A 22,904-nucleotide genomic window follows, 5' to 3' on the forward strand; every position below is an offset into this window, starting at 1 on the left:
GGACGGCTCGTTAAAGGGATAGCTTTCGGTCCCGAACTCTATCAGTCCCCGGTGTCCGTTCCGGGATCGGTGGACGTGGCCTCGGACACGTCTCCGGGCTCGTCGCCGGCGGCCTCGGAGGCAGCGTCGGCGGGCGGGGTGTCCAGGCCCGCCACGGCCCGCTCGGCGGCCCTGATGTGCTGGGCCAGGCCGGCCACGCGGTCGAGGACCGCGTTGACGTACGGAACCGACTTCTCCGCGGACAGGTCGGACACCAGAAGGACCGCCTGGTCGATCACGACGGCGGCGTCCACCTCGTCCGAGCCGAAGAGCAGTTCCCACGCACCGGCGCGCAGGACCGCGCGGTCGACGGCGGGCAGCCGCTCCAGCGTCCACTCCCTCAGGTGCTCGGTGATGGTGGAGTCGAGGCGGTCGAGCCGCTCGGCGACGCCGGTGACGATCTCCATCGTGTAGGGCGCGACGTCGTGGAACTCCTGGGAGTCCTCGCCCATCTGCCGACGCTCCTCGGCGAGCGCCACCACGTCCGCGTCACGTAGCTCCGCCTCGAACAGCAGCGAGACCGCGCGCCTACGCGCCCGGTAGCGTGATCCGCGACGGCGGTGGTCGACGTCTTCCGACATGATCAGTCGTTCACCCGGCTGAGGTAGCGGCCGTCACGGGTGTCGATGCGCAGCTTGTCGCCGGTGTTGATGAACAGCGGCACCTGGACCTCGGCACCCGTCTCGAGGGTCGCCGGCTTGGTGCCACCGGTCGAACGGTCGCCCTGCAGGCCCGGGTCGGTGTGCTGGACCAGCAGGTCGACGGCGACCGGCATCTCGGCGAACAGCGGGACACCCTCGTGGATGGAGACCTGGACCGAGGTGTTCTCGAGCAGGAAGCGGGCACCGTCACCCATCACGGTCGGCGTGACGTTGATCTGCTCGAAGTCCTTCTCGTCCATGAGGACGTAGTCCTCGCCGTCGCGGTAGAGGAAGGTCATGTCGCGCCGGTCGACGGTCGCGGTCTCCACCTTCACGCCGGCACTGAACGTCTTGTCGATGGTCTTGCCGCTGACCACGTTCTTCATCTTGGTCCGCACGAACGCGGGGCCCTTGCCGGGCTTGACGTGCTGGAACTCGGTGATCTGCCAGAGTTGGCCCTCCTCCTTGAGGACGAGGCCGTTCTTGAAATCGGCGGTGGACGCCATAGTCGGTACTCCTTCGGGAAGTCGTCCGCGCCGCAGCCGGGGGCGGCGTCGCGCGCATGATCGTGGGTCGGATCCTCAGAGCACCCTGAGGTCCTTCGACGTGGTGGTCAGGGACCGTCCGCCACCGCCGGTGACGGCCACGGTGTCCTCGATTCGGATCCCGCCGAGGCCCGGGAGGTAGATCCCCGGCTCGATGGTGATCACATCGCCGTCGGACAGTGTACTCGTGGACCGGGTCGACACCGCGGGCGCTTCGTGCACGTCCAACCCCACCCCGTGCCCCAGCGAGTGGCCGAAGTGGTCGCCGAACCCGGCGTCGGTGATGATGTCGCGGCTGACGGCGTCGAGCTCGGCGCACGGGACGCCGGCGCGGACGGCCTCGACCCCCGCGATCTGGGCTCGGCGGACGACCTCGTAGGCCTCCACCAGACGGTCCGGGGCGGTCCCTAACGCGACCGTGCGGGTGCAGTCGGACGCGTACCCCGAGACCGTGGCTCCGAAGTCCACCACCACCAGGTCGCCCTCGGCCAGGACCCGGTCCCCGGGAACGTGGTGCGGGTGCGCTCCGTTGGGTCCGGAGGCCACGATCGTCTCGAACGCCACGCCGTCCGAACCGGCCCGCCGCATCGCGTGCTCCAGGTCCGCCGCGACCTCTCGTTCGGTCCGACCGGCCGCCACCAGGTCGCTGCCCAGCACGTGGGTCCACGCCTCGTCGACCACCGTGCACGCCCTGGCGATGAGGGCGAGCTCGTCGGGATCCTTGGCGCGGCGCACCGTCTCCACCAGCCCGCTGGTCTCCACCATCCGGGCGTCCGCTCCCCCGGTCGCCGCGAGTGCACGGCGCAGGCCGGCGGCCGCGGACAGGGTCAGCTGATCGGCCTCGACGGCGAGCGGGGCGTCGGCGGGTCCGCGACGACGACCGAGGACGCCGGCGACGTACTCGCGCGAGATCACGTGGCCCACGTCCGGGGCCTGCTCGACGACCTGGAGTTCGTAGCGGGAATCCGTGCAGAGGACCGCCTCGCCGTCGTCCTCCACCAGGACGGCCCCACCCGACCCGGAGAACCCGGTCAGGTAGGCGATGTTCCGTGGATCGGTCACCAACAGGGCGTCGGCACCGACGTCGGCGAGGGCGGCGGCGACGGCGCGGCGACGTGGGGCGAGACGCTCGATCACAGCAGGATCCCCCCGCCGCTGGGCTTGCGGCCCTCCGAGATGGTGGCGTACGCCGCCGTCATGAGCGACGGGTCCGGGGCCTCCATGCGCGACGGGCGGGCCAGTCCGTCCAGCACGACCAGGCGTAGGAAACCCGAGTGGTTCTTCTTGTCGCCGGCCATCAGCTCGAGCAACCGCGGGAAGGCGTCCTCGTCGTACCCGGTGGGAAGTCCGAGGGACGCGAGGACGGAGGCGTGACGGTCCGCCGTCGCGTCGTCCAGTCGGCCCGCCAGCCTGGCGAGCTCGGCGACGAAGCACATCCCGACGCTGATCGCCGCGCCGTGACGCCACCGGTACTGCTCGCGACGCTCCACGGCGTGGCCGAGGGTGTGGCCGTAGTTGAGGATCTCCCGCAGGCCGGACTCCTTGAGGTCCTGTCCGACCACGTCGGCCTTGACCTGCACGCTGCGGCGGATGAGCTCGACGATCGTCTCGCCGCCCGGATCGAGCGCCGCCGCGGGATCCGCCTCGATGAGGTCGAGGATCTCCGGGTCGGCGATGAAGCCGCACTTGACCACCTCGGCCATTCCGGAGACCAACTCGTTGTGCGGGACGGTCTCGAGCGTCGCGGTGTCGATGAACACGGCGGCGGGCTCGTGGAAGCAGCCCACCAGGTTCTTCCCGGCATCGGTGTTGATTCCGGTCTTGCCACCGACCGCGGCGTCGACCATCGCCAGCAGGGTGGTGGGGATGTGTACGACCCGGACGCCACGCATCCAGGTGGCGGCGACGAAGCCGGCGAGGTCGGTGGCCGCGCCCCCGCCGAGGCTCACGACGGTGTCCTTGCGGTTCAACCCGATCTGGCCCAGGACGTCCCAGCAGTACCCGGCGACGGCGAGGTCCTTGCCGGCCTCCGCGTCCGGGATCTCGATCCGGTGGGCGTCGATGCCGGCGTCGGCGAGCTTCTCGCGGAGCGCCTCGGCGGTCTGGGCCAGCGGCGGTTGATAGAAGATCGCCACGGTTCGCGAGGACGAACACGCCTCGAGGATCTCCGGGAGCAGGCCCCGGCCGATGACCACGGGGTACGGGTCCGCGGCGCGCACCTCCACGACGACGGGCTCGGTGGTGTTCTCGTCCTGGTTCATCTGCTGCTCCCGCTCATCGCTCGTGTCGCTACGCGTCTGGTCGTCACTCATCTCCGAACGCCGCCCCGCAGGTGCGGGTCGCCGGAGTCGAGCCTGTCGACGATGTCCGTCACCACCTTGCCCGAACTGCGCCGCTCGGTGCTCACGGTGGTCCAGGCGACCTCCCGGTACAGCGGCGAGCGTTCGGTCAGCAGTGCCTGGTACCGGGCTGTGACGTCGCCCCCGGCCAACAGCGGGCGACCCGGACCCTGGGATCGGCGCACCCCCTCCGCCACCCCGATCGTGAGGTGGACGACCCGGTGGCCTCGCAGGCGTCGCCGGGTCACCGCCGACAGGACCGCCCCGCCCCCCAGGGACAGGACCCCGTCGAACGATGTGAGCGCATCACCGATGATCCGCTCCTCGATCTCGCGGAAGTGCGGCTCGCCGTCGGAGGCGAAGATCTCGGGGATGGACCGGCCCTCGGCCTCTTCGATGAGGTGGTCGGCGTCGCGGAACGGCACGTCGAGCCGCCGGGCGAGTTTGCGGCCGATGGTCGTCTTGCCGGCACCGGGTGGCCCCACGAGCACGGCGACCGGCCGTGCCGGCTCGCTCATGCCTCGTCCGTCGCCCAGTCCAGCCGCTCGGCGACCGCGTCGAGGTATCCCGCGACGTTCCGGCGGGTCTCCGCCAGCGAGTCGCCACCGAATTTCTGCAGGACCGCGCGGGCCAGCACGAGGGCGACCATCGACTCCGCGACGACGCCCGCCGCCGGAACCGCACACACGTCCGAGCGCTGGTGGATGGCGGTGGCCGCGGATCCGTCCTCCATGTCCACCGTGCTCAGCGCACGGGGCACCGTGGAGATGGGCTTCATCGCGGCCCGTACCCGGAGGGGCTGACCGTTGGTCATGCCGCCCTCGAGGCCCCCGGCGCGGTTGCTGCGGCGCTCGACGCCGTCGTCCCCGCGGACCATCTCGTCGTGGGCGACGCTGCCACGGCGGCGCGCGGTCTCGAAGCCGTCCCCGACCTCGACGCCCTTGATGGCCTGGATGCCCATGAGGGCGCCGGCGAGCTGTGCGTCGAGACGATCGTCGCCGGACACGTGGGAGCCGAGACCGATCGGGAGGCCGTGGACGACCACCTCGACGACGCCACCGAGGGTGTCCCCGGCCTTCTTCGCGGCCTCGATCTCGGCGATCATCGACTCCGCGGCGGCGGCATCGAAGGCCCGCACAGGGCTGGCGTCGATGTCCTCGAGGTCCGCGTACCCGGGTTCGGGCCCGACGTACGGCTCGGACGCGCCGATGGAGATGACGTGCGAGAGGACTTCGACGCCGAGGACGTCCCGCAGCACCGCACGGGCGACCGTCCCGGCCGCGACCCGTGCGGCGGTCTCCCGGGCGCTCGCGCGCTCGAGGACCATCCGGGCGTCGTCGAAGTCGTACTTGAGCATCCCGGAGAAGTCGGCGTGACCGGGCCGCGGGCGGGTCAGGCGGGCGGCGCGGGCCTTGTCGTCGATCGCCTCCGGGTCGACGGGGTCCGCCGACATGATCTGCTCCCACTTGGGCCACTCGGTGTTGCCGACCTCGATCGCCACCGGCGATCCCATGGTCCGGCCGTGGCGGACGCCGCCGAGGACCCGGACGGCGTCCGCCTCGAACTTCATCCGCGCCCCGCGGCCGTAGCCCAGGCGACGGCGGGCGAGTTGCGAGGCGATCTCGTCGCTCGTCACCTCGACCCCGGCGATCACGCCCTCGACGATCGTCACCAGGGCCTGGCCGTGCGATTCTCCGGCAGTGGTCCACTTCAGCACGTCGCCGATCATCCCACGTCGGGGTACGGCCCGGCACATCAGGCCCGGGTCGTCGAGGACCGCCGCGCCCGCGAGGCGACGACGGCCCGGTGCGGGGTGTCACCGGTGAGACGCCGGAACGCGTGAATGAAGCTCGAGGCCTCGGCATACCCCAGACGCAACGCGACGTCCTCCACCGACAGCAGACCGGTCGCCAGCATCCGCCTGGCCAGTTCCAGCCGGACGTCGTCGAGAAGCCGCTGGAACGACGTGCCCTCGTCCGACAGGTGCCTGCGCAGGGTCCGGGAACTGACCCCCAGTCCGGCGGCCACCGAAGACATGGAGGCCCCCTGCGTGAGACGACCGGCGATCTCGACGCGGACCCGGCTGCTCACCGGCCCCCGGGTCCGGCGGGTGGCGGCCAGGTCGCGGCACATGGCCTCGGCCACCGTCACCGCTGCTGGGCTCCCCTGCGGGAGCGGTTTGTCGAGGCGCGCGGCGTCGAAGACCATTGTGACGCCGGCGCCGTGGTCGGACTCCGACGGTATGAGGCCGAGCCGTTCCCCGTATGCGGTCAGGGTCCCGGCTGACCGCCCCCCACCGAAGGAGATGTCCGTGAACGGGACACCTCCGGGGACGAGCTCGCCGAGGACGGAGTGGATCGCGAACAGGTCGCGGTCCACGAGGAACTCGCGGACGTCGTCCGGGAGCGCGGTGTCCTCCAGACGCACCACGATCCTGTCCCCCGTCGACTCCACACCGATCGTGCTGAAGATGTAGCTCAAGTCGATGAAGCGGAGCGTCACGGCGATCACGTCGCGGAGCGTCGGGCTCGACAGCAGGGCGTATCCGAAGATCCCGAAGGTGGTCAACCGGTACGTGGCGCCCACCTCGGCGGCGAGGGCGGGCCGGTCGCCCGCGGCGGCGCGGAGGTTGCGGATCGCGGTCAGTTCCTGGTCCGGCGTCACGAGTAGATCGGGGGTGGCGAGGTCGGCCGGGGAGAGCGCGATCCCCTGCAGGACCCGGCCGGCGTCCACGCCGAGCCGCTCCCCGGCCTCGACGAGGACGCCGATCCCGATGGCCGAGCGGGGGAAGTCCCAGTGTGGGACCGCGGGGGCGTCCCAGGTGGTCATGTCCGGAATTATGGATTATTCGTCCGTGAATGTCTGCGGCCACGCGGGGCCGGGGCACTACCGTCACGACATGACCTCTTCCTCCTCCCCCGGGACCCGGCGTCGGCGACCGCGCGTGATCATCATCGGAGCCGGATTCGGTGGCCTCGGCGCCGCCTACGAGCTCACCCGTGACGGCCTGGCCGAGGTGACGATCCTGGAGAAGGCCGACGACGTCGGAGGGGTGTGGCGGGACAACACCTACCCCGGAGCGGCCTGCGACGTCCCGTCGAACCTCTACTCGTACTCCTTCCACCGCAGGACGGACTGGGGCCGTCGCTACGCCGAGCAACCCGACATCCTGTCCTACATCCGGGAGACCGCCGACAGGTACGGCCTGCGCGAACTCGTGCGCACCGGCATCGAGGTGACCTCCGCGGAGTTCGACGACGACAGCGCCACGTGGACGGTACACACCGCCTCCGGAGAGTCGTTCGAGGCCGAGGTGCTCGTGCCCGCGGTGGGTCAGTTGTCCCGTCCGGCCTACCCGGACATCCCGGGGTCGGAGACGTTCGCCGGCCCGTCGTTCCACTCGGCCGAGTGGCGGCACGACGTCGATCTGACGGGTAAGCGGGTCGCGGTACTCGGCACCGGGGCCTCGGCCATCCAGTTCGTCCCCCGCATCCGCGAGGTGGCCGCGCACGTGACCGTCTACCAACGCTCGGCGCCGTGGGTGGTGCCCAAACCGGACCGCGCCTACACGGACGCCCACCGGGCGGCGTTCGCCCGTGTCCCCGGCCTCATGACCGCGATGCGTGGGACGATCTGGGAGACGACGGAGGTCATCGGCCTGGCACTGACCTCCGCGCGGCCGCTCGCCAGGATCCTCGGCGGGCTCGCCCGCGCCAATCTGCGGCTCACCGTCCGCGACCCCCGGCTGCGCGAGGCCCTCACCCCGACGGAACCGATCGGGTGCAAGCGGATGCTGTTCAGCAACCAGTGGTACCCCGCACTCACGCAGCCGAACGTCGACGTGGTGACCGACACCGTCGCCGAGGTCGTCCCCGAGGGGATCGTCACCGCGGACGGACGGATGCGCCCCGTCGATGTCGTGGTGTACGGCACGGGTTTCAAGGCCACCGACTTCCTGGCACCGATCACCGTGCGTGGACGCGGCGGTCGGGACCTGCACGAGCAGTGGCGAGAGGGTGCGCGCGCGTATCTCGGGATGGCCGTGCCGGGCTTCCCCAACATGTTCGTGATCTACGGACCCAACACCAATCTCGGGAGCAGCTCGATCATCCTCATGATCGAACAACAGGCGAGGTACATCCGCCAGGTGGTCGAGGAACTGGCTCGGGTGGATCGGACGGTGGCCGTGGACGTCCGTCGCGAAGTGCACGAGGCCTACGACGACGAGATGATGCGCCGCCTCGGTGCGTCGGTATGGAGCGGCTGCGACTCCTGGTACAAGGCGGACTCAGGCCGGATCACGACGAACTGGCCGGGGCTCGTGCACGAGTACCAGCGTCGCACCCGGACCGCGGACCCGGCCGACTTCGAGACGATCGCCCCCCGTCGCGCCACGGAGCCCTCGGGCATCTGACCGATCATCCGGCCGTACGGCTCCGGCACGGTGGCCGTCCCCGCGTCCCCGCGTCCCCGCGTCCCCGCGTCCCCGTGTCCGCGCGGTCAGCGACCGAGCGCCTGCGACAGCGCGGCGGCCATCTCCCCGCGCGGCGCCGGGTGCCCGGTGAACAGCTCCACCTGACCGAAGGCCTGGTGGAGCAACATCACGTCGCCACCGACCACGGGGATGCCCGCGGCCTGGGCTGCTGCGCCAGCCGCGGTGGGCCAGGGGTCGTAGAGGACGTCGAACACCCGTCGGGCGCCGGCGACCAGGTCGGTGAGCTCCCGCACGCCGGGTTCGGGGACGGTGTTGATCAGAACATCGGCCCGCGTGATCTCCCCGATCAGTTCCGGGTCGGTGAGGCCCATGGTGCGGACCCCGAGCCCGAGGGCCCGTCCGCAGTCGGCCGCCGGCCCGGCGTTGTCGCGCCTGGAGGCCAGGACCACCTGCGTGGCGCCGGCCTCGGCGAGCCCGGCGAGAACCGGTCTGGCGGTTCCCCCCACGCCCAGGACGACTGCCGTCGGATGGTCCGGGAGGTCCCCGAAGGCGGCGAGCGCCCCGGTCACACCGTCGACGTCCGTGCAATCGGCGAACCAGCCGCCCGCCCGCCGGACGAGTGTGTTGGCGCTGCCGACGATGCGGGCGCGTTCACTCACCTCGTCGGCGTGGGCGAGCGCGGCGAACTTGCCGGGCATCGTGACCGAGTAACCGATGCGGTCGGCGGGCGACGAGTCGACCACAGACGGCAGTCGTTCGGCGTCGCAGTCGATGCGCTCGTAGGTCCAGTCGTCGAGGCCGAGCGCCCGGTACGCGGCACCGTGCAGGACCGGGGACAGCGAGTGGTCCACCGGGTGCCCCAGGACGGCCGCCGAGCGCGGTGCGCCCGTGGGATCAGCGACCACTGGCGAGGACCCCGTTGGCGATGGCCTCGCTCTGATAGCGCTCGTGCTCCGGGTATTCGTCCGCGAATCTGGTGGTGCCCTCCATGTCGACCGTGACGAAGTACTTCCACTGCCCGTCGGCAGGGTTCTCCATCGCGCGCAGTGCGTCGAGACCCGGTGAACCGATCGGCCCGTAGGGCAGTCCGTCCATCGCGTAGGTGTTCCACGGGGTCACCTCGGCCCGGTCGGCGTCGGTCGTGGCGATCTCCTGGTCGGCGAGAGCGTAGTTGACCGTGGAGTCGAACTGGAGACGCATGGGCTCGGCGAGGCGGTTGAGGATGACCCGCGCGACCTTGTCGAAGTCCTGGAGCTTGCCCTCCTTCTCCACCAGCGACGCGGCGGTGACCACCTCGTAGGGGGTGAGACCGATACGGTCGGCGGCCGGGACGAGTCCGGTCTCGTCGTAGGAGGCGGTCGAGGCGTCGATGAGCTGACGCAGGATCTCGACGGGCTCGGACTGCGGGTTGATGTTGTGGACCCCCGGGGCGATCAACCCCTCGAGGCGACGGACCGGGTCCGGGGCGCCCCGTACCTCGTTGATGGCCCACTCGGGGACCGCGAGTTCCGCCGGGTCGGCCTGCACGGCCGCGTCGACGATCTCCTGGGGCTGCCGACACATCGGGGCGGCCTCGGGCTCGTCCAGATCGCGGAGGCACGTGGCGTCGGCGATCAGGGTGTAGATGCCCTTCTCTCTGCCGCCGCCCACCACGACCGTGTCGAGCAGCCGGCCGCCCGGTTTGACCTCGATGAACCCGACGCGGTTCTGGGGGTCCGCCAGTGCGTCCACGGCGGCGGCCGCGCTCATCTCCTGCCGCACCTGGTAGTAGCCGGGCTGGATGCCCTCCACGGTCGTTCCCGCCGCCGCTCCGGTGAAGGCGCGGGTACTGGCCACGGTGCCGATGTCGTAGAGGCGGTCCCCGACGACCCCCAGGGTGTCCCCCGGTTCCACGTGCAGCAGCGCGTTCCCGCTGCCCTGTCCGTCGAAGTCCGGGGCCGCCGCGACCTCGGTGTTCTGGTTGCGGTAGACCATCACGCCGAAGGCGAGGACCACCCCGATCACGGCCGCCAGGAGGATGAACCTCGTGGTGGCTCCTGTACGTGAGCGTCCTCGTGCCGCAGACATCGTGCTCCTCGGTCATGGTGTCAGGGGAGCTGTCCCGCGGACAGCATCGTGCTCGTCGGCCAGTTTATCCAGGCGGGCACGCCGGGGGGTCGCTCATCGGCGGGCGTGCCGCGAGTCGATCCAGGCCTGGAGCAGGACAACGGCGGCCGCCTGGTCGATCACGTCGCGCTGTTTCCGCGTGTTGCGGCCGGCGCCGTGCAGTGCCGAACTCGCGGTCACCGTCGTCAGCCTCTCGTCGACGAGGTCCACCGGCAGGTCGGGCGCCCCGGCCGTCAGGGCGGTGGCGAACGAGCGGGCCATCGCGGTGGACGCGGTCTCCCGGCCCTTGAGCGAGGTGGGCAGCCCGACCACCACACCCACGGCGTCGTACTCCTCGACGAGCTCGGCGAGACGCCGGAGCTCGCTCGCCCACCGGGGGTCGCCGTCGGTGACCTTGATGGTCTCGACGGGGGTGGCGAGGATCCCGTCGGGGTCACAGGAGGCCACACCGATACGGGCGGTGCCCACGTCCAGTCCGAGCCGGCGACCGCGGGCCCATCCGCCGCCGGACGTGGCGGGCCCGGCTGGCCCGGCTGGCCCGGCCGCGGCGCCCGGGGCGTCGGTCATCCGGCGCCCCGGACGGCGTCGCGCAGCGCGGACACCGCGGTGTCGATCCCGGCCGGGTCGGACCCGGCACCCTGCGCCATGTCCGGCTTGCCGCCGCCGCGGGCACCGAGCGCGGGCGCGATGGCCTTGACGAGGTCGCCGGCCCTGAGTCCGCGATCCTGCGCGGCGGGGCTGACGGCGATGACGAACGGGACCTTGTCCTGCGCCGGGGCGGTGAGGAACACGACCCCGGCGTCCGAGCCGAGCCGTCCCTTGAGATCGGAGGCGAGGGTGCGCAGGTCTCCCGCGGCGCCGCCGGGGGTGCTGTGCGCCAGGAACCGGATGCCACCGAGGTCCTCGGCCGAGTTCAGCAGGTCGCCGGCCTGGGCCGCGAGCTGGGAGGCCCGCAGGGATTCGAGCGCCTTCTCGGCCTCACGCAGTTTCGCGGTGAGGGCGGCCACGCGGTCGGGCAGCTCGTCGGTGGGCGCCTTGAGCGAGGCGGCCAGCCCGGACACGAGCGCCCGCTCGCGGGCCTGGTGGCGGTAGGCGTCCATGCCCACATAGGCCTCGACACGCCGGATCCCGGAGCCGACGGACGCCTCCCCCAGCAGGCTGACGGGCCCGATCTGCGCGGAGCTGGACACGTGGGTCCCGCCGCACAGTTCCATGGAGAAGGGGCCACCGATCTCCACAACGCGGACCCGGGAGCCGTAGTTCTCGCCGAACAGGGCCATGGCGCCCATGCGCTTGGCCTCCTCGAGGGTGGTCTCCACGGTGTTGACCCCGTAGTCGGCGTCGACGGCGGTGTTGGTGACCTCCTCGACCTGCGCCAGGACGTCCGAGGGGATCGAGCCGGACCAGTTGAAGTCGAACCGCATGTAGCCGGGCTTGTTGAGCGAGCCGGCCTGGACGGCCTCCGGGCCGAGGATCTGCCGCAGTGCGGCGTGGACGAGGTGGGTGGCGGAGTGCCCCTGGGTGGCGCCCTTGCGCCACTCGGGGTCGACGGCGGAGGTGACGAGCTGACCGGCCTCGGCCTCGCCGCCGGTGAGGACGCCCTTGTGCACCCAGAGCTTCTTGCCGATCTTCTGGACGTCGTCGACCCGCATCTGGAAGCCGGCGGTGGAGATCATGCCGCGGTCGCCCAGCTGTCCGCCGGACTCGGCGTAGAACGGGGTGCGGTCGAGCAGGAACTCCACCGCGTCCCCCTCGCGGGCGACGTGGACGGCCTCGCCTCCGGAGACGATGCCCAGTAGCCGCGACTCGTCGGTCAGGTCGGTGAAGCCGGTGAAGACGGTCTCGCCGGCGTCGAGGAAGTCACGGTAGACGGACAGGTCGGCGTGGGCGTGCTTCTTGGCCCGGGAGTCGGCCTTGGCGCGGGCGCGCTGCTCGGACATGAGCGAGCGGAAGCCCTCCTCGTCCACCTGCAGCCCTGCCTCGGACGCCATCTCGAGGGTGAGGTCGATCGGGAAACCGTGCGTGTCGTGCAGGGCGAACGCCTGGCGGCCGGTGAGCACCGCGGCGCCCGACGACCGGGCGTCGGAGGCGGCGCGCTCGAACAGCTGCGTCCCGGACTCGAGGGTCTTGAGGAACGCGACCTCCTCGGCCACCGCGATCCGCTCGATCCGGTCGTACCCCGAGACGGTCTCGGGGAACGACGGACCGATCGCGTCGCGGACGGTGGCCATGAACTCGGCCATCGTCTCGCCGGTCGCCCCGAGCAGGCGCACGGAGCGGACGATGCGACGCAGTAGACGGCGCAGGATGTACCCGCGGCCCTCGTTGCCGGGCGTCACGCCGTCGGAGATGAGCATGTAGGCGGTGCGGGCATGGTCGGCGATCACGCGGAACCGCACGTCGGCGGCGCCGTCCGCACCGTACTTCGCGCCGGACAGTCGCTCGGCGGTCTCGACGACCGGGCGCAGCAGGTCCGTCTCGTACACGTTCTCCACGCCCTGGAGCAGGAACGCGACGCGCTCGACGCCCATGCCGGTGTCGATGTTCTGCTTGGGCAGCGGGCCGAGGATCTCGAAGGCTTCCTTGCCGGTGCCCTCCCCTCGCTCGTTCTGCATGAACACGAGGTTCCAGATCTCGATGTAGCGGTCCTCGTCGGCCTCGGGCCCGCCGTCGACGCCGTAGGCGGGCCCGCGGTCGTAGAAGATCTCCGAGCACGGTCCGCACGGGCCGGGTACGCCCATGGACCAGTAGTTGTCCGCCATACCGCGGCGTTGGATGCGCTCCTCGGGCACCCCGATCACATCCCGCCAGATGCCGTAGGCCTCGTCGTCGTCGAGGTACACGGTGACCCACAGCAGCGCGGGGTCGATCCCGAAACCGTCGTCGTCGACCGACGTGGTCAGCAGGGACCACGCGTGCCGGATGGCGCCTTCCTTGAAGTAGTCGCCGAAGGAGAAGTTCCCGGCCATCTGGAAGAAGGTGTTGTGGCGGGTGGTGATGCCCACCTCCTCGATGTCGAGGGTGCGCACACACTTCTGGATGGAGGTCGCGGTGGCGTACGGCGGGGTCTCCTGGCCGAGGAAGTACGGCTTGAAGGGCACCATCCCGGCGTTGACGAACAGCAGGTTGGGATCGTCCAACACCAGAGACGCACTGGGGACCTCGGCGTGGCCGGCCCTGACGAAGTGCTCGAGGAAGCGGCGCCGGATCTCATGGGTCTGCACTGGGGGCCTCACTGGTCGTCTACTGGTGGTCTCGGGCGAGGTCCCAGCCTACCGTCGCGCCCGCGTGGGACCGGGAACGAGGTGGGCCGGGAGGACCTGACGACGACGAGGTGGGCGGCCGCGTTAACTCCTGCGGGCGCCCACCCGGCCGAACCGGCGGATGGGCGCCCGGTGCAGGGCGGACCCTGCCTGATGGGAGGTCAGCGCGGCATCGGGGGCAGGACGATGCCGAAGTTGGCGGCGGTGATGAACGCCTCCCGGGGCAGAAGCCCCATGCTGTGTGCCCCCGTGCCCCAGACCCCGATCGAGGTCGCGACACTGACGAGCGTGGACAGGAGATAGGCCATGGTTTCCTCCAGGGTGAGCGGCGTGATTAAAGTGCCTGGTCGAGCACTTATTAACGATACTCACATATTTCTCAAGATCTGGCTACGTCTCTGTTCGTATGATCTTCCGGAGCTTGTCCACCCGCGCACCCAGGTCCCGCTCGTGCCCGTGGGGGCTCGGCTCGTAGTAGTCACGCCCCACCAGTTCGTCGGGCGGGTACTGCTGCGCCACGACCCCGGCGGGCGCGTTGTGGGCGTAGCGGTAGCCCACCCCGTTGCCGAGGCCCTTCGCCCCGGCGTAGTGGCCGTCCCGCAGATGCTTGGGTACCTCGCCCACCCCGCCCGCGCGGACATCGGCCATCGCGGCGTCGATCGCGGCGATGACCGCCTTGGACTTCGGGGCCGTGGCGAGGTGGATGGTGGCCTGCGCCAGCGCCAACCTGCACTCCGGCAGTCCGACCTTCTGCACGATCTCGGCGGCGGCGCCGGCGGCCAACAGCGCGGTGGGGTCGGCCATCCCGATGTCCTCACTGGCGTGGACCATGAGGCGCCGGGCGATGAACCGCGGGTCCTCCCCCGCGACCAGCATCCGGGCGAGGTAGTGCAGCGCGGCGTCCACGTCGGACCCACGGATGGACTTGATGAACGCGCTCGTGACGTCGTAGTGCTGGTCCCCGTCGCGGTCATAGCGCACCGGCGCGGCGTCCAGGCTCAGCTCCACGATCTCCGGGGTCACCACCCCGTCCTCCGCTGCCCCCGCCGCCGCCTCGAGGATCGTGAGGCTGCGCCTCGCGTCGCCCCCCGACAGTCTGACGATGTCCTCGACCGCCTCGTCCGTCAGCTCGACCTCGCCGGCCAGGCCCCGCTCCTCGGCCACCGCGCGCCTCAGCACGCCGGCCACACCACTGTCGTCCAGCCCCCGGAGCTCCGCGATGAGGGATCGGCTCAGCAACGGGGCGATCACGGAGAAGTGGGGGTTCTCCGTGGTCGCGGCGACCAGGAGGACGATGCCGTTCTCCACCGCGGCGAGCAGGGCGTCCTGCTGACTCTTCGAGAACCGGTGCACCTCGTCGATGAACAGGACCGTGCGCTGACCGTGCACCTGGCGGGTGCGGGCGTCGTCGATGACCGCGCGGACGTCCTTGACCCCCGCACTCAACGCGGACAGCGCCACGAAGTGCCGACCCGAGGTACTCGCGACGAGGTTCGCGAGCGTCGTCTTCCCGGTACCCGGCGGACCGTAGAGGATCAGCGAGGAGCCGCCGCGCCCCTCCACCAGCCGCCGCAGCGGGGAGTTGGGCCGCAGCAGGTGCTCCTGGCCGATCACCTCGTCGAGAGTCCGTGGCCGCATACGCACGGCCAGCGGTGCGGACGGGTCCACGTCCCCCGCCGCGGGCGAGGGGGGCGCGTGTCCGCCCGCGTCCCCGGCGGCGAACAACCCGGCATCTTCTGTCACGCCGACCAGGCTACCGGCGGGCCCGGACTCCGACCCCCGGGTGAACATTCGGCGTCCGATCACCGAAAGTGTGGGCAGCCCTCGTCGTCGTCGGGTTCCCTGGTGGGCAGGTATGCCACGTCCCCGGCGGGCACACCGCCCCGCCAGCCACCACCCGACCGTCAGGACCCCCGCCCCATGTGCCGCGACGACAATCCCACCCACGGACCCACACTCACCCGTCGTGAGGCGCTCGCCGGCGCCGGCATGGTCGCCGCCGCCGGCGCCGTCGGGGTGACCCTGCTCGCCGAACCCGCCCCCGTGTGGGCGAACCCGGTGCACCCGGTGGCCGACGACCTCGACGTCTACGTGATCGTCACCGACGGCATGCGGCCCGACGAACTCAACCCGGCCCAGGCGCCCACTTTGCACCGATGGGCCACCGAGGGGACGCGGTTCACCGACGCCTCCTCCCTGATGATCGCCGAGACCCTGCCCAACCACGCCGCCATGGTCACCGGGGTGCTGCCCGCGCGCAACGGGGTGCCCGCGAACGCCATCTGGGACCACGCGATCGGGGACGAGAGGACCCTCGACCGGCCCGACGACCTGCGGGCGGCCAGCGTGCTGGACCGCATCCGGACCGAGGCGGGTCTGACCACCGCGAGCGTGCTCAGCAAGGACTACCTCCACGGCCTGTTCGGTGGCCGCGCGAGCGTGCAGTGGGCACCCTTCCCGCTGGTGCCGGTCACCGACCACTCGCTGGACTGGTTCACCGTCGAGGCCCTCAAGCAGACCATCACCGACCACGCCCCGCGGATGACGTTCGTCAACCTCGGCGACATGGACCGCTTCGGCCACATGGACCTGTCCGGCACCTCACTGCGACTGGCCCGCAACCAGGCGGTGTACAACTCGGACCACAAACTCTGGGACCTCGAGCAGTTCCTGCGGTCCACCGGCCGGTGGGAACGGTCGGTGCTCATCGTGCTGGCCGATCACGGCATGGACTGGTCGGAGCCGCTGCGCCTCATCAGTGCCGCCGGCGCGATCGACGCCGACCCCGCGCTGCGCGGGCGCGTCGGGATCGCACAGAACGGGGGCGCCGACACCTTCGCCCACCTCGGCCCCGCCGGAGAACGCGAGGCGACCCTGGCGCGCCTGCGTGCGGTGGTCGGCGCGCTCCCGGGCGTCAACCGCCTCTACGATCCGGCCGAACTCGACCTGGGCGAGCGCGGTGGCGACCTCGTGGCCACCTGTCATCCGGGATGGCGGTTCTCCGACCCCACCCCGTTCTCCAACCCCATCCCCGGCAACCACGGACACGAGGTCACGCTCGGCATCCCGTTCTTCATCGCCGGCGGGCACCGGATCGTCCGCCGGGGGCAGGTCGTCGACCGTCCCGTGCGCACCCTCGACGTGGCGCCGACGGTGGCCCGGCTGTTCGGACTCGACCATTCCGGGATGGACGGGCGCCCGGCGCTCGAGGCGTTCCACCTCTGAGACGCCCGGGGCCGCCCGCCTCGGGTACTACCCGGCTGCGGCCCCGTCCTGGGCGGCCTGCCCGCGCTGGACCGGCTTGGCGTCGATGCCGGACTCCTTGCGCTGCTGGGTGGTGATCGGCGCGGGAGCGTCGGTGAGCGGGTCGACCCCGCCGCCGGACTTGGGGAAGGCGATGACGTCGCGGATGGACTCGGTTCCGGCCAGCAGCGCACAGATGCGGTCCCAGCCGAAGGCGATGCCACCGTGCGGGGGGGCGCCGTAGGAGAAGGCGTCGAGCAGGAACCCGAACTTCTCCTGCGCCTCCTCCTGCGAGATGCCCATGACGCCGAAGACCCGCTCCTGGACGTCCTTGCGGTGGATACGGATCGACCCGCCACCGATCTCGTTGCCGTTGCACACGATGTCGTAGGCGTAGGCCAGCGCCGATCCCGGATCGGTGTCGAACGTGTCGAGGTGCTCGGGCTTGGGCGAGGTGAACGCGTGGTGCACGGCGGTCCACGCACCCGAACCGACGGCCACATCGCCGGCGGCGGTGGCGTCGTCCGCGGGCTCGAACATCGGGGCATCGACGACCCAGGTGAACGCCCACTTGGTGGGGTCGATCAGTCCGAGCTTCTCGGCGATCTCACCGCGTGCCGCACCGAGGAGAGCGCGGGTGGACTTGACCGCTCCCGCGCCGAAGAAGATGCAGTCCCCCGGCTCCGCGCCGACGTGCGCGGCGATCCCGGCGCGCTCGGAATCCGACAGGTTCTTGGCGACGGGGCCGCCCAGCTCGCCGTCCTCACCGACGAGGATGTAGGCCAGCCCCTTGGCGCCGCGCTGCTTGGCCCATTCCTGCCACGCGTCGAGCTGGCGACGCGGCTGCGACGCCCCGCCCCTCATGACGACCGCGCCGACGTACGGCGCCTTGAACACCCGGAACGGGGTGTCGGCGAAGAACTCCGTGCACTCGACCAGTTCGATGTCGAACCGCAGGTCGGGCTTGTCCGAACCGTAGCGACGCATCGCCTCGTCGTAGGTCATCCGCGGAATGGGGGTCGAGATCTGATGCCCGGCGGTGGCCCACACCTCGGTGAGGATCTCCTCGGCCACGGCGATCACGTCGTCCTGGTCGACGAAGCTCATCTCCACGTCCAGCTGCGTGAACTCCGGCTGGCGGTCGGCGCGGAAGTCCTCGTCCCGGTAGCAGCGGGCGAGCTGGTAGTACTTCTCCATCCCGGCCACCATGAGCAGCTGCTTGAACAGCTGCGGAGACTGCGGGAGGGCGTAGAACGTCCCCGGCTGCAGGCGGGCGGGCACGAGGAAGTCGCGGGCCCCCTCGGGCGTCGAGCGGGTCAACGTGGGCGTCTCGATCTCCACGAAGTCGTGACGGGCCATGACGCCCCGCGCCGCGGCGTTCACTTCGGACCGCAGACGCAGCGCCGCCCCCGGGCCCTCACGCCGCAGGTCGAGGTAGCGGTGACGCAGGCGCGCCTCCTCGCCGACCTCGTCGTCGAGCTGGAACGGCAGGGCCGCGGCCTCGCCGAGCACCTCGAACGAGGTCACGTCGATCTCGACCTCGCCCGAGGCGAGGTTCGGGTTCTCCGATCCCTCCGGGCGGCGGTCCACCACGCCGGTCACGGCCACGCAGTACTCGTTGCGGAGGCGGTGTGCGCGCTCAGCCACGTCCTCCGAGCGGAACACCACCTGGCAGACGCCGGTCGAGTCGCGGAGGTCGACGAAGATGACCCCGCCGTGATCCCGGCGGCGCGCGACCCAGCCGGCCAGGGTGATGGTCTCCCCTGCGTCGGCGGCTCGGAGCTGGCCGGCGGAATGGGTGCGCAGCACTGCGGTTGTCCTCTCGTCGGGAAAAAGTCGTGTGGTCGGCGAACTCCGGAACGGACCCACCGCCGGATGAGCGGTCGGCCCCGGGTTCGGACGAGGGACAGTCTACGTCCACCCGCGGGCGTTCCCCGTGTCGGCTGTGACGGCGTACCGCCGGCCCATACAGTGATCCGACAAGCACCGTGGTGGTGCGGCGTGCCCGGGTGGACCGGCGGCCGGTGTGGACGAGAGGTGACGATATGACGTTCCGGCAGGGCGGGAAACTGGACACCAGCGGGGTCTCCGGCGGGGGCCGAGGGGGTCGCCGGGGGATGGCGGTCGGTGGGGGTGTCGGCGGCCTCGTCGTCGTCGTCATCGCGTTGTTCCTCGGCGTCGACCCCGGCCAGCTCGGACTCGACGGCGGTGGCACGGACCCGGGCGCCACCGGCGGCCGGGCACAGACCTCCGACTCGGCGCAGCAGTTCCAGGCCCACATCGACCAGTGCGACCTGCAGCAGGCCAACACCGACACCATCTGCCGCGTCGTCGCCACCACCGAGAGCCTCGAGGACGTGTGGAACACACAGTTGCCCGACCAGATCGGGATGCGCTGGGTCCAGCCCCACACCACCATCTTCACCGGTGCCGTCGACACCGGATGCGGTGGCGCCTCCTCCGACATCGGACCGTTCTACTGCCCGGCCGACGAGAACGTGTACATAGACCCCGCGTTTTTCGACCGGGTCCTCGTGGGCCAACTCGGGGGGTCACCCTCCGGTGCGGCGCAGATGTACGTCGTCGCCCACGAGTTCGGCCACCACCTGCAGACCATGCTCGGCGACATCCGCCGGTCGCAGCAGGACCCGCAGGGCCCCTCCTCGGGTGCGGTCCGGGTCGAACTCCAGGCCGACTGCTACGCCGGGCTGTGGGCCCATTACGCCACCTCGACCCCGGCGCCCGACGGCGGCCCGCCGCTGCTGGAGAGCCTCACCGGGAGCGACGTCGACGCGATCATCCGGACCGCCGAGGCGATCGGCGACGACCACATCCAGCGCTCCGGCGGCGCACGCGTCGACCCGGGCTCATGGACCCACGGGTCGTCGGAGATGCGCCGACAGTGGTTCCTGACGGGCTACGAGCAGGGCTCGATGCAGGCCTGCGACACCTTCCGCGCACAGCTCTGAGGCGCACAGCTCTGAGGCGCCCGGCTCTGGCGCGCGTAGCCCTGACGCGTGGGCGGGGCCCCGGTCTCCCGGAAGCGCCGGACAGTCGGGTTCAGCGGGAGACGGCCCTGGTCACGTGGTCGACGAGACCCTCCAGGGGCACAGGTTCCTGCTCACCGGTGGCCATCGTCTTGACGACGGCCGTGGAGGTGGCGAGCTCGTTCTCCCCGACGACGACGGTGATCGCCGCGCCGGAGCGGTCCGCGGCCTTGAAGGCGCCCTTCATGCCGCGGTCCCCGTACGCCATGTCCGCGCGGAGCCCGCTGCGGCGGAACTCGGCGAGGACGGGCACCAGAGTCGCCTTGGCCTGCGCGCCGAGGGCCACGCCGTACACGTCGACGCGCCCCTCGGCCGCCGGGTCGATCCCCTCGGCCTGCAGTGCCAACACCGTGCGGTCCACACCGATACCGAACCCGATGCCGGACAGCGCCTGGCCGCCGAGCTGTTCCATCAGGCCGTCGTAGCGGCCACCGCCACCGATCCCGGACTGGGCGCCGAGGCCGTCGTGCACGAACTCGAAGGTCGTCTTGGTGTAGTAGTCCAGGCCCCGCACCATGCGGGGATTGACCTCGTACGCGACGCCCAGCGCGTCCAGATGCGCCCGAACGGTCGCGAAATGCTCGGCGCTCGCGTCCGACAGGTGATCGATCATCAGAGGAGCGCCCTCGAGCTGGGCACGCACCTCGGGGCGCTTGTCGTCCAGGACGCGCAGCGGATTGACCCGAGCGCGTTCCCGCGTCGCCTCGTCGAGGTCCAGCCCGGTGAGGAAATCCTGGAGCCGTTCCCGGTAGTCGGGGCGGCACGTCTCGTCCCCGAGTGAGGTGAGCTCGAGGCGGAACCCGGTGAGTCCGAGGGAGCGGAACGCCTCGTTCGCCACGGCGATCACCTCGGCGTCCAGGGCCGGGTCGTCGACGCCGATCGCCTCGATGCCCACCTGCTGGAGCTGGCGGTACCGCCCGGCCTGGGGGCGCTCGTACCGGAAGAAGGGGCCCGCGTAGCAGAGCTTGACCGGGAGCTGGCCTCGGTCCAGCCCGTGTTCGATCACCGCACGCATGACCCCGGCCGTGCCCTCGGGGCGCAGGGTGACGCTCCGGCCGCCCCTGTCGGAGAACGTGTACATCTCCTTGGACACCACGTCCGTCGACTCCCCCACGCCGCGCGCGAACAACGCCGTGTCCTCGAAGATCGGCAACTCGACGTGCCCGTACCCGGCGCGACGGGCGGCGGTGGTGATGGCGTCCCGGACCGTCACGAACCCGGCGGACGCCGGAGGCACGTAGTCGGGAACACCCTTCGGTGCCTTGAGTGCGGTCTTCTTGACGTTGCCGGTCACTGGTGAGGCGTCCTTGGGTCTCGAGGGGCGGGTGGGGTGGTGGGTCTAGAGGTCGCGTAGGAACGGATTCGACCGACGCTCACGACCGATGGTCGTGGACGGCCCGTGCCCGGGTAACACGACGGCGTCGTCGTCCAGGACGAGGAACTTCTTGGCGATGGACTGCATGAGCACCTCGGTGTCCCCCGCGGGCAGATCGGTGCGTCCCACACCGTCCTGGAACAGTACGTCCCCACCGAGCACGACCAGCCGGGGTCCGTCCTCGGTCTGCACGGTGATCCGGAACGAGACCGAGCCTGGGCTGTGACCCGGGACGTGGTCCACGTCGAAGGTCATCGAGCCGAGGCTGAGGGTGTCGCCGTCGAACACCTCGATGACCTCGGCCGGCTCCGTGAAGGTGACGCCCTTGAGCATCGCCGACAGGTCGAGCGAGAGGCCCTTGCCCGGATCGGAGAGCATCTCGCGGTCCTCGGGGTGGATGTAGGCGGGGACCCCGTAGTGATCCGCCACCTGCCGTGCGTTCCAGATGTGGTCGAGGTGCCCGTGCGTGAGCAGCACCGCGCGGGGCCGGAGCCCGGCCTCGGAGATCTGACGGCGGACCTGTTCCTCCGCGTCCTGCCCCGGGTCGACGACCACACAGTCGCCCGCGTCGTCCGCCACGATGTAGCAGTTGGTCTGGAACATCCCGGCGGGGAAACCGACGATCTGCACGTCCCGTACTCCCTTTCTCGACACTGTCGGCGCCGTTCGGCGCCCGGTGCCGGGCAACGGCGCCCGACACCGGAGTGGCGTTCGGCCGTCACTACCCGACCTGGTAGACAAGGACCCTGGGCTGGACCGCCGCGTGGGGCTCTTCACGGAGCCCCACCGTACGGGTCCGCCCGTGGAGTCCCAGCCTAGTCCAGGTCCCCAGGAGGGTCAGTGTCCACCAACCAGGAACGCCGAGCCGAGGCGCGCCAACGTCTGCGTGAGCAGATGGAGGCGCAGGCGCGCCGCGAGAAGCAGCTGAAGATCGCCGGTGCCTCGGTCGTGGTGGTGGTCCTCCTCGGCATCGTGGGCGTCGTGGTCTGGAACAAGGCGGAACAGTCCCGCGCCGAGCAGTACGCCGCCGACTGGGTGTCCTGCGAGTACCCGCAGGACACCAGTCCCATGGAGAAGGTCGACCCGGCGGAGTTCGAGGACCAGGGGCCCGAGATCGTCGCCGAGGCACGTCGTTTCAACGAGCAGGTCGACGAGATCGAGGAGTCCAAGCGCGAGATGGACCCCCCGACCGGGGACCAGCCCAGGAGAGGGACGGCCGAGATCGTGGTGACCACCGGTAGCGGCGAGATCCCCCTGACGCTCGATCGTGAGGGCGCCCCCTGCAACGTCGCGAGCTTCGTGCACCTCGCCGAGCAGGAGTACTTCGACGACACCGAGTGCCATCGACTGACGCAGGGCGGGGAGGGTTCGCAGCTCTCTGTCCTGCAGTGTGGTGACCCCACGGGGACCGGGCTCTCGGGCCCCGGGTACTCGATCGTGGACGAGCCGCCCACCGATCTCCCCGTGGCCGAGGACGGTTCGGGTATGTCGGTCTACCCGCGCGGCACGGTCGCCATGGCGAAGTCGCAGGCGCCGAACAGCGCCGGGAGTCAGTTCTTCCTCGTGTACGAGGACTCCATGCTGCCGCCCGAGTACTCCGTGATGGGCACGATCGGCGAGTCCGGTCTGGAGGTCCTCGACGAGATCGCCGAGGCCGGGACGAAGAGCGACGACCAGAGCGATCCGGACTACGAGGCACCGCGCCGACCGGTGGTCATCGAGAAGGTCACGGTCGGCGCCCAGGAGGGTCTGCCCGAGGCGTGAACCCGTAGCACCCGGCCGTGAGCACCGGCCCCGGCCTCCCGGCCGGGGCCGGTGTCGTCCCACCGGGTCCGCGTCGTCCCACCGGGTCCGCGTGGACCCACCGGGCT

20 protein-coding genes are annotated in these 22,904 nt (G+C 71.0%); 4 read left to right on the plus strand and 16 right to left on the minus strand.

Annotated features, from left to right (window positions below; translation table 11 throughout):
• Nucleotides 1–41: 41 nt before the first annotated feature.
• The 7 genes from nusB to AB5G72_RS08880 all read right to left on the minus strand — a co-directional run bounded on the left by nusB (nucleotide 42) and on the right by AB5G72_RS08880 (nucleotide 6,393).
• Nucleotides 42–620: a transcription antitermination factor NusB gene (nusB, locus tag AB5G72_RS08850; protein WP_069389334.1), complete on the minus strand. Its 579-nt coding sequence runs from the start codon at nucleotides 618–620 to the stop codon at nucleotides 42–44.
• Between the two features lie 2 nt (nucleotides 621–622).
• Entirely contained in the window at nucleotides 623–1,186 is a 564-nt protein-coding gene (gene efp, locus AB5G72_RS08855) for an elongation factor P (protein ID WP_067717936.1), read from the minus strand.
• A 75-nt stretch (nucleotides 1,187–1,261) separates the two neighbouring features.
• Nucleotides 1,262–2,362 carry an aminopeptidase P family protein gene (locus AB5G72_RS08860; protein ID WP_120283327.1) on the minus strand — a complete coding sequence of 367 codons (1,101 nt, stop codon included), beginning with the start codon at nucleotides 2,360–2,362 and terminating at the stop codon, nucleotides 1,262–1,264.
• Complete coding sequence (aroB, locus tag AB5G72_RS08865; RefSeq protein ID WP_067717930.1) at nucleotides 2,359–3,486, minus strand: 3-dehydroquinate synthase; 1,128 nt, start codon at nucleotides 3,484–3,486, stop codon at nucleotides 2,359–2,361. The genes AB5G72_RS08860 and aroB overlap by 4 nt, the downstream gene beginning before the upstream one ends.
• A gap of 47 nt (nucleotides 3,487–3,533) precedes the next feature.
• Nucleotides 3,534–4,082, minus strand: a complete 549-nt coding sequence (locus tag AB5G72_RS08870) for a shikimate kinase (protein WP_163375808.1) — start codon at nucleotides 4,080–4,082, stop codon at nucleotides 3,534–3,536.
• Nucleotides 4,079–5,293 carry a chorismate synthase gene (aroC, locus tag AB5G72_RS08875; RefSeq protein WP_440221440.1) on the minus strand — a complete coding sequence of 405 codons (1,215 nt, stop codon included), beginning with the start codon at nucleotides 5,291–5,293 and terminating at the stop codon, nucleotides 4,079–4,081. The genes AB5G72_RS08870 and aroC overlap by 4 nt, the downstream gene beginning before the upstream one ends.
• A gap of 26 nt (nucleotides 5,294–5,319) precedes the next feature.
• Nucleotides 5,320–6,393, minus strand: a complete 1,074-nt coding sequence (locus tag AB5G72_RS08880) for an AraC family transcriptional regulator (protein WP_120283334.1) — start codon at nucleotides 6,391–6,393, stop codon at nucleotides 5,320–5,322.
• Nucleotides 6,394–6,463: 70 nt separating this feature from the next.
• On the opposite strand from AB5G72_RS08880, the gene AB5G72_RS08885 reads away from it, so the two are divergent.
• On the plus strand, nucleotides 6,464–7,978 hold the full coding sequence (locus AB5G72_RS08885; protein ID WP_440221441.1) for a flavin-containing monooxygenase: 1,515 nt from the start codon (nucleotides 6,464–6,466) through the stop codon (nucleotides 7,976–7,978).
• An 86-nt stretch (nucleotides 7,979–8,064) separates the two neighbouring features.
• Here AB5G72_RS08885 and AB5G72_RS08890 read toward each other — a convergent pair whose 3' ends face one another.
• The 6 genes from AB5G72_RS08890 to AB5G72_RS08915 all read right to left on the minus strand — a co-directional run bounded on the left by AB5G72_RS08890 (nucleotide 8,065) and on the right by AB5G72_RS08915 (nucleotide 15,159).
• Nucleotides 8,065–8,904, minus strand: a complete 840-nt coding sequence (locus tag AB5G72_RS08890) for a shikimate dehydrogenase (RefSeq protein WP_096905419.1) — start codon at nucleotides 8,902–8,904, stop codon at nucleotides 8,065–8,067.
• The gene (locus AB5G72_RS08895) at nucleotides 8,894–10,066 is read right to left on the minus strand and encodes an endolytic transglycosylase MltG (protein ID WP_440221442.1); all 1,173 of its coding nucleotides are present in this window, start codon (nucleotides 10,064–10,066) and stop codon (nucleotides 8,894–8,896) included. The genes AB5G72_RS08890 and AB5G72_RS08895 overlap by 11 nt, the downstream gene beginning before the upstream one ends.
• 93 nt (nucleotides 10,067–10,159) lie before the next feature.
• The gene (gene ruvX, locus AB5G72_RS08900; protein ID WP_283467124.1) at nucleotides 10,160–10,672 is read right to left on the minus strand and encodes a Holliday junction resolvase RuvX; all 513 of its coding nucleotides are present in this window, start codon (nucleotides 10,670–10,672) and stop codon (nucleotides 10,160–10,162) included.
• A complete protein-coding gene (alaS, locus tag AB5G72_RS08905) occupies nucleotides 10,669–13,329 on the minus strand; it encodes an alanine--tRNA ligase (protein ID WP_440221443.1) in 2,661 nt (886 codons plus the stop codon). Before alaS ends, ruvX begins: the two co-directional genes overlap by 4 nt.
• A 200-nt stretch (nucleotides 13,330–13,529) precedes the next feature.
• Complete coding sequence (locus tag AB5G72_RS08910; RefSeq protein ID WP_167457804.1) at nucleotides 13,530–13,676, minus strand: hypothetical protein; 147 nt, start codon at nucleotides 13,674–13,676, stop codon at nucleotides 13,530–13,532.
• 82 nt (nucleotides 13,677–13,758) lie between these two features.
• Nucleotides 13,759–15,159: a replication-associated recombination protein A gene (locus AB5G72_RS08915; protein ID WP_120283346.1), complete on the minus strand. Its 1,401-nt coding sequence runs from the start codon at nucleotides 15,157–15,159 to the stop codon at nucleotides 13,759–13,761.
• Between the two features lie 129 nt (nucleotides 15,160–15,288).
• Between AB5G72_RS08915 and AB5G72_RS08920 the strand changes: the two genes are divergently transcribed.
• On the plus strand, nucleotides 15,289–16,593 hold the full coding sequence (locus AB5G72_RS08920; protein WP_440221444.1) for an alkaline phosphatase family protein: 1,305 nt from the start codon (nucleotides 15,289–15,291) through the stop codon (nucleotides 16,591–16,593).
• 27 nt (nucleotides 16,594–16,620) lie between these two features.
• Here AB5G72_RS08920 and aspS read toward each other — a convergent pair whose 3' ends face one another.
• Complete coding sequence (aspS, locus tag AB5G72_RS08925) at nucleotides 16,621–18,420, minus strand: aspartate--tRNA ligase (protein ID WP_440221445.1); 1,800 nt, start codon at nucleotides 18,418–18,420, stop codon at nucleotides 16,621–16,623.
• 236 nt (nucleotides 18,421–18,656) lie between these two features.
• On the opposite strand from aspS, the gene ypfJ reads away from it, so the two are divergent.
• Nucleotides 18,657–19,580 carry a KPN_02809 family neutral zinc metallopeptidase gene (gene ypfJ, locus AB5G72_RS08930; RefSeq protein WP_440221446.1) on the plus strand — a complete coding sequence of 308 codons (924 nt, stop codon included), beginning with the start codon at nucleotides 18,657–18,659 and terminating at the stop codon, nucleotides 19,578–19,580.
• 91 nt (nucleotides 19,581–19,671) lie between these two features.
• Here ypfJ and hisS read toward each other — a convergent pair whose 3' ends face one another.
• Together hisS and AB5G72_RS08940 are read right to left on the minus strand one after the other, a co-directional pair.
• Entirely contained in the window at nucleotides 19,672–20,952 is a 1,281-nt protein-coding gene (gene hisS, locus AB5G72_RS08935) for a histidine--tRNA ligase (protein ID WP_120283354.1), read from the minus strand.
• A gap of 45 nt (nucleotides 20,953–20,997) precedes the next feature.
• Nucleotides 20,998–21,663: an MBL fold metallo-hydrolase gene (locus AB5G72_RS08940; protein WP_440221447.1), complete on the minus strand. Its 666-nt coding sequence runs from the start codon at nucleotides 21,661–21,663 to the stop codon at nucleotides 20,998–21,000.
• A 210-nt stretch (nucleotides 21,664–21,873) separates the two neighbouring features.
• Here AB5G72_RS08940 and AB5G72_RS08945 point away from each other — a divergent pair, with 210 nt between their 5' ends.
• Nucleotides 21,874–22,797 carry a peptidylprolyl isomerase gene (locus AB5G72_RS08945; RefSeq protein ID WP_120283356.1) on the plus strand — a complete coding sequence of 308 codons (924 nt, stop codon included), beginning with the start codon at nucleotides 21,874–21,876 and terminating at the stop codon, nucleotides 22,795–22,797.
• The last annotated feature ends 107 nt before the right edge of the window (nucleotides 22,798–22,904 follow it).

It is taken from the genome of Dietzia sp. MNB45, assembly GCF_051994785.1.
GTDB lineage: Bacteria > Actinomycetota > Actinomycetes > Mycobacteriales > Mycobacteriaceae > Dietzia > Dietzia kunjamensis.